Origin of the sequence: Frankia canadensis (assembly GCF_900197875.1) — a bacterium.
In the GTDB taxonomy this organism is placed as follows: Bacteria; Actinomycetota; Actinomycetes; order Frankiales; family Frankiaceae; genus Frankia; species Frankia canadensis.
On record NZ_FZMO01000210.1, the window covers coordinates 1 to 6,649 of the forward strand.

The window sequence follows — 6,649 nt, forward strand, 5'->3', positions numbered from 1 at the left end:
GGGGTGGCGGCCGGGTCGGGGTAGCCGACGCGGAGGATCATCTGCGCCTCGCCGCTGCCGCCGGTCGCCTCGCGGACGAGGCCGCGGGTTGCCTGGATGTCGATCGCCTGGCCGAGCGGGGACGCGGCAACTCCCGCGGCGGTGGCGACGAGCAGCACCCGGCCCAGAGCCCGGCCGGCATGCAGGCGGTCCGTCGGGCTGTCGCCGTCCGTGCCGATGATGAGCACACCGGGGTGCTCGACCTGTAGCTCGCCGAGGTGCTGACCGGCCTCGCCGACCACGTCGAAGTCACGGACGGGGAACTCCGACTGGCGCGCCCGCTCATGGCCGACGACCACGTCGCGGGGAATGCCGTCGGTGGCGTTCGGGTCGGTGCGGCTCCACTGCCGCAGCTCCGCCTGGTATTCCGGGTCGTGCGCCTCGATCCAGTCGGCGTGCGCGAGCAGGACGGACAGCTCCACCCGGGCGCTGGTGCGGTCCAGCGGGACCAGCCAACAGCTTTCCGTCTCGGCGGCGTGACGCAGCCCGCGGACCAGCTCGACGGGCAGCGTGGCCGGGTCGAACGGGCGCCGGTCGGTGTGCCGGTGGACGATCGCGGTGAGCAGCGCCACATCACCCTGTGCCGGCTCACAGCGGCCGACGGCGCGCAGGGTGGCCAGCCGTCCGGTGGTGATGTCGTCGCCGTCCGGCAGTTCCTCGAGCTGGACCTCGAGGCCGGCGGCGCGCAGCGACAGCCAGGCGTTGAGCAGGGCCGCGCCGCAGCTCATCAGCAGCTGGCGGTGGTCCGGGTCGGCGACGGGAAGCGCCCGGGTGAGATCCGCGTACAGCTCCAGGGTGTCCTCGCGCAGCCGCCAGTGCCAGGGCTGCGAGTTGTGGATCGACGGCGCGAGGATCGCCGTCTCCACCGCCGCTCGGACCTGGTCGATCGACAGTGTGGTCGCCCCAGTGGTCATCGTTGCGCTCCTCCACCGCCCGGGCGGGGTTGTGCTGGCGAGCCGCCGGGCCGGTCCTCGTTCGAACGTGTCGTGTTCAGGCATGTTCAGTGTTCCCCCCGAGGCGGGAGCATGCGCCATCCGTACGCTGTTCAGTGGGAGGACGATGGTCCTGGGCAGAGGGGAGCTTCGGCCCCGGTCGCCGCCGTCAGCCGGTGAGCGCGGCGGTGAGCTCCTCGCGGGCGCGGGGATCGGCGACGGCATGGATGAGGGCGTCGGCCTGGTCGCGCTGGCTGCGGCCCCACAGCTCGGCCGTCCCGTGCTCGCTGACGACATAGCTGTGCTGGAAGCTCGTGGTCGGTTCGGTGATGGCGGGCACGATCGTCGACGTCCCCGACTTCGCGTGCCAGCTCGGCAGGGCGATGATCGCGTGACCGTCGGGGGCGTGCAGGGCGCCGGCGACGAAGTCGGGCTGGCCGCCGAATCCGGACCAGATCCGTCCGTGCACGTGGGAGGCGTTCGTCTGGGCGCGCAGATCCACCTGCAGCGCGGTGTTGACGGACGTCATGGTCCGTTGGCGGGCGATCTCGGCCGGATTGTTGACGGTCTCGGTGCGCAGCAGCCGGACGCGCGGGTTGCGATCGATCCAGCGGTACAGCTCGGCCGATCCCAGCACGAAGCTGGTCGTCAGCGCGCTGTCGGCGTCGAGGGCGCCGGCGTGTTCGAGGTCGAGGACGCCGTCGGAGAAGGTCTCCGTCCAGATCCGCAGGCCACGCCGGCCGGACAGGGCCGCCAGGGTGGCGTCGGGGACGGCGCCGATACCGAGCTGCAGGGTCGCGCCGTCGGGGACGAGCGCGGCGACCCGTTCGCCGATCGCGGCCCGCCCGGCGTCGACCGGCCGCGGGGTGGGGCTCGCCAGCGGGAGATCGACCTCGATCGCCGCGTCGATCGCCTCGACGGGCAGTTCGGCGTCACCGTGGGTGTAGGGCATCCGCCGGTTCATCTGGGCGACGACGAGGCCGCCGCCCGCCCGCGCCGCCTCGACGGCCGCCGGCAGGATGTTGACCTCGGTGCCCAGCGACACCCGGCCGTCGACCGGCACGCTCGTGTGCACGACGACGACGTCCGGCCGGCACGGCCCGCTGAACAGGCGCGGGACCAGGCTGAGCCGGCATGGCAGGTAGCGCAGCGCCGGATCGCCGCGCATCGCCGGCCCCACGAACGGCGTCGTGGGGATCACCCCGGCCCGCCGCGGGATGTCACCGTGCGCGTTGAGGACGAACAACCGGTAGGACGCGACGGCGGCGTCGATCGCGCGCAGGGCGACGGACGGCGTCGCACAGTTCCCGGACGCGACCACCAGAGGTGACCCCTCGGGCCCGGCGGAGGCGGCGGAGGCGGCCGGGTCGGGGCCCGATGCGCCGTCGGCGCGGTGGCGCAGCGCACTGGCGACCAGGGAGCCGAGTGCGTCGGCGGTCACGCGTTGGGGGGCGGTGTTCGTCATCGGCCTGTGGGGAGGCGGACGCACAGCACGGTGCGGCCCGGCGCGGAGTCGATGGTGATCGTGCCGGTGTGGCGTTCGACGACGATACGCCGGGCGATGTCCAGGCCGAGGCCGGCGCCCTCGCCGACACCCTTGGTGGTGAAGAACGCGTCGAAGGCGCGGGCGGCGACCTCGGGTGGCATCCCCGGGCCGGTGTCGGCGACCTCGACGACGACGGCGTCCGGGTCGGCGCGCAGGGTCAGGCGCAACGTCCCGCTGCCGTTCATCGCGTCGAGGGCGTTGTCGATGAGACTTGTCCACACCTGGTTCAGCTCGCCGGCATGCGCCGGGATCCGCGGCAGGCCGGCGGCGTAGTCGCGTTCGACGGTGACGCCGTCGCCGACGCGCGTTCCGAGGACGATCAGTGTGCTCTCCAGTCCGTCGGTGACGTCGATGTGCTGCATGGACGCGCGGTCCATCTGCGAATAGGACTTGATGGCGCTCACCAGCCCGGAGATGCGCTGGGTGGATTCCTTCAGCTCCGCCAGCAGCGTGGTGGTGCTCAGCGCGCCGGCGACCCATTCCAGGCCCGGCCCCAGCGCCGCCTCCCCCAGGACGGCGGCCGCGCGCTCGCACCAGGCGACGTCGGCCCCGGCGGCCGCCAGGGTCGGGGCGAGGATCCAGTCGCGGTCGACGTCGTGGCGCATCAGCCAGGACGACAGGTCGTCCTCGCGGTCGGCGAGGGCCAGCGGGTCGTGGGACGCGGCGGCGGTCGCGATCTCCCGGCGCAGCTCGTCCAGCGCGGCGAGCTGCCCGCCGGTCAGGCCGTCGCCTGCCAGGCGAACGGCGCCGCAGAGCAGGGTCTCGCAGCTGGCGGCAAGGTCGTCGACGGCGCGGGTGGCGGCCGCCGCCGGATTGTTGATCCCGTGGGCGAGGCCGGCGGCCAGCGTGCCGAGGGCTACGAGCGACTCGCGCTGGCGGGCCGTCGCCTCGATGGACCGCGCTGTTCCGTAGACGCCCTGGAGGAGGTGGCTGCCGAACGGGAACCAGGTGTCGACCCGGTCTCGCAGCGCGGCGGCGGGTATCCGCAGCACCCGGCCGGGCTTCGCGCCGCGGCCGGTGGCGAGGTAGATGCCCTGCTCGTCCCAGGCGCGGAAGCCGCCGGCCCATCGGCCCGGCACGTCCATCCGGCTGACCACGGTCTTCTCCCGGCCGATGTGCCGCTCCAGGTCGAGGGCGCCCTCGACGAGCACCCACCAGTGGTCCGCGGGCTCGCCCTCGCGGAACAGCTCCACCCCGGGCTGCACGGACAGCTCGGCGCCGTCCTCGGCGAGCTGTCCGAGCTGCGGGTCAGTGAGCCCGGCAAAGACGCTCAGCGTACGGAGTTCGTCGGCGCGCATCAGCTGATCATCCAGAAATGCCCCACTGGACAGACACTATCGCCGTCGACTCCCGCCCGGACCGTCGCGATGGTCACCGTCCCCGACGGGGTGCCGCCCCGCGGCGAAGCGCGTACCAGGTCGACCCCGCGAGGGTCACGGTCAGCAGCAGCGCGGCTGCGAGATCGATCCCCCAGGTGCCGGCATCGTTCTCCCACATCGGGTCGGACTTCGGATTGAATTTTGTCGTGGCCCCGACCATCGCGAGGCCCCAGCGGGCCGGCATCAGGTCGCCCAGCTGCTCCAACGGCGGATGACCGTGCAGCGGGATGAGCGTGCCGCCCAGCAGGAACTGCAGGAGCAGGATGACGACGAGGATCGGCATGCCGCGGTCGGCGTTCGCGATCAGCGCGGAGACCAGCAGCCCCAGGACCATCGCGGCCACCGAGACGACGACCAACGCGACGGTGACCTCGGCGAGCCCGCTGCCGCGCAGAACGACCGGCGTGTCCGGCCCGGGCTGACCGGCGAGCCCGACGACGGCCAGGATCACCGCCTGCAGCCCGGTGATCAGGCCCAGCACGACGAGTTTCGACCACAGGTACGCGCCCCGGGACAGCCCGATCGACTGCTCGCGGTGGAAGACAGATCGCTCCTTGACCAGCTCGCGGAACGCCCCGGCGAAACCGGTGAACACGCAGCCGAGGACGAGCACGACCATCATGGTCCCGATGCCCTCGTCGCCGGTGCCGGTTGCGGCGACGGACAGGCCGTGCCTGCCGGGCAGGAGCTGCGCGAACAGGCTGAGCACCAGCGGCAACGCCAGCAGGAACAGGGCGTAGGCGCGGTCGGCCGCGATCACCGCGAGATACCGGCGGGCAAGCGCCGAGAACTGGCGTAGCGCCGGCTGCTGGCGCGGCGGCAGGTCGGGGACCGGCCGGGCCGGCTCCGCCGAACCCACGCCCGGCCGTGCGGACGTCCGGCCCCCCGGACCTCCCGGACCCCCCGACGCCGGCCCACTCGCGGGCCGCGCCGAGGAGCCCGGCATCCCGTATTTGGCGTGGTAGGGCGAGGCGCGGAATCGCGCCGTCCAGTCGACGTTGCGGTCCCGGTCGAGCAGTAGGAACATGTCGGCGAAGTCCCGCTCGCCGAAGTAGGCCAGCGCCTCCCCCGGCGGGCCGAAGTAGGCGAGCCGGCCGCCGGCGGCGAGCACAAGCAGGCGGTCGCACACGTCGAGCTGGGCCGGCGAGTGCGTGACTACCACCACCGTGCGGCCGTCGTCGGCGAGGGTTCGCAGCGTCTGCATCACCGACTTGTCCATGCCCGGGTCCAGGCCGGACGTCGGCTCGTCGAGGAAGAGCAGCGACGGGCGGGTGAGCAGCTCCAGGGCGACGCTCGTGCGCTTGCGCTGCCCGCCGGACAGAGTGCTGATGCGCTGGGCCGCCTGGTCGGTCAGCCCCAGTTCGCCGATCACCTCCTCGACGCGCGCGTGCCGCTCGGCGGCCGGGGTGTCGGCGGGGAAGCGCAGCTCGGCGGCGTATCGCAGCGCCCGGCGGACCGTCAGCTGGGAGTGCAGGATGTCGTCCTGCGGGACGAGCCCGATGCGCTGGCGCAGCTCGTCGTAGGAGGCGTAGAGATCGCGCCCGGCGTAGCGGACCTCGCCGGAGTCGGCCGGGCGCTGCCCGGTCAGGGCACCGAGCAGCGTGGACTTCCCGGCCCCGCTCGGCCCGACGACGGCCAGCAGGCTGCGCCGCCCCAGCGCGAACCCGACCCCGTCGAGCAGCCGCTTCCCCGAGCGCGTGACAACCAGGTCGTCGGCCTCGAAGGAGATGTCGCCCTCGTCGGTGTACTCGACGAGCGTCCCGCCCTGCAGCCGCAGCAGAGCGTGCCCGATGCCGACGATGTCGTCCGTCGAGACCGTGGCCTCACCGACCCGACGTCCGTTGACGAACGTCCCGTTCCAGCTACCAAGGTCGACGATGCGCCACCCGGACCCGGCCTGCCGCAGCTCCGCGTGCCGGCGTGAGACGAGCGGATCGTCGAGCATGACGTCGCACTCGGGCGCCCGGCCGATGACCACCGACGCTCCCCCGACCGGATGCAGCGCGGTGGCCGGCCCCTGCCACCACCCTCCGCCACGGGTTTCCCCCGGCTTCGACCCCGTCGACGCGGGCGACGGACGCCGCACCGGAGGCGGGGCCGATGGCCCGATCGGCGCCGACTGCGAAGGCGCCGCTGTCCGCGTCGACGTCGGCCCGGTGTGAGACGCACCGCCTGCCGCGGAGGCGGCCGCGGGCCACGGCGGCGAGGCGGCGGATGCGGCCGGCTGGGCGGGCGGCGCCGACGGCTGGACACCGGGCGCGGCCTGCTGGACGGGCGCGGCCTGCTGGACGGACGGGGACGGCTGGACAGGCGGGGACGGCTGGACGGGGGTGGGCGACGCTGGCGGCGCCGGAGTCGTGGCCTGCCACCATCCAGGTGCGCGGGTGGGTGGCGGCGAGGCGGCCGCGCCTGCGGGAGGCGTCGAGGTCGCGGGTGGTGTGGTGGGTGCAGGAGGTGTGCTGGGTGCGGGAGATGCGCTGGGTGCAGGAGGTGTGGTGGGTGCGGTGGCGCCTGGAGTGCGTGTCCACCATGCGCCGGCCGCGAGCGGGCGGGCCGAGGACGGGGCCGATGCGGCGGGCGGTACAGCCGGCGACGACGCCGGCCCCGGTGCCGGTGACGGCCCTGGCGCCGGTGACGGCCCTGGCGCCGGTGACGGCCCTGGCGCCGGCGATGGCGTGGCACCAGCCGAGGCCGCGTACCAGGGCGGGCGCGCTGCCGAGGCCTGTGGCGGAGTCGGTGGTGCGGGCGGAGCC

Annotated in this window: 4 protein-coding genes; all 4 read right to left on the reverse strand. The window is 74.0% G+C overall.

Annotation, left to right across the window (positions count from 1 at the left end; translation table 11 throughout):
* On the reverse strand, positions 1–953 hold a 953-nt coding region (locus tag C1A33_RS17080), incomplete at its 3' end, for an Acg family FMN-binding oxidoreductase (protein WP_101832481.1).
* Between the two features lie 187 nt (positions 954–1,140).
* Positions 1,141–2,436, reverse strand: coding sequence for an acetyl-CoA hydrolase/transferase family protein (locus tag C1A33_RS17085; protein ID WP_101832483.1), 1,296 nt, complete (start codon positions 2,434–2,436; stop codon positions 1,141–1,143).
* Positions 2,433–3,815 (reverse strand): ATP-binding protein, encoded by a 1,383-nt coding sequence (locus C1A33_RS17090; protein ID WP_101832482.1) that lies wholly within the window; start codon positions 3,813–3,815, stop codon positions 2,433–2,435. The genes C1A33_RS17085 and C1A33_RS17090 overlap by 4 nt, the downstream gene beginning before the upstream one ends.
* A gap of 73 nt (positions 3,816–3,888) precedes the next feature.
* A partial coding sequence (locus tag C1A33_RS17095; protein WP_101832484.1) for an ATP-binding cassette domain-containing protein occupies positions 3,889–6,649 on the reverse strand: 2,761 nt, incomplete at its 5' end.

Bases quoted from the DNA above. Each gene is read 5' to 3' on its own strand.
- C1A33_RS17085 (WP_101832483.1), bottom strand. From the start codon at position 2,436: ATGACGAACACCGCCCCCCAACGCGTGACCGCCGACGCACTCGGCTCC.
- C1A33_RS17090 (WP_101832482.1), bottom strand. From the start codon at position 3,815: ATGCGCGCCGACGAACTCCGTACGCTGAGCGTCTTTGCCGGGCTCACT.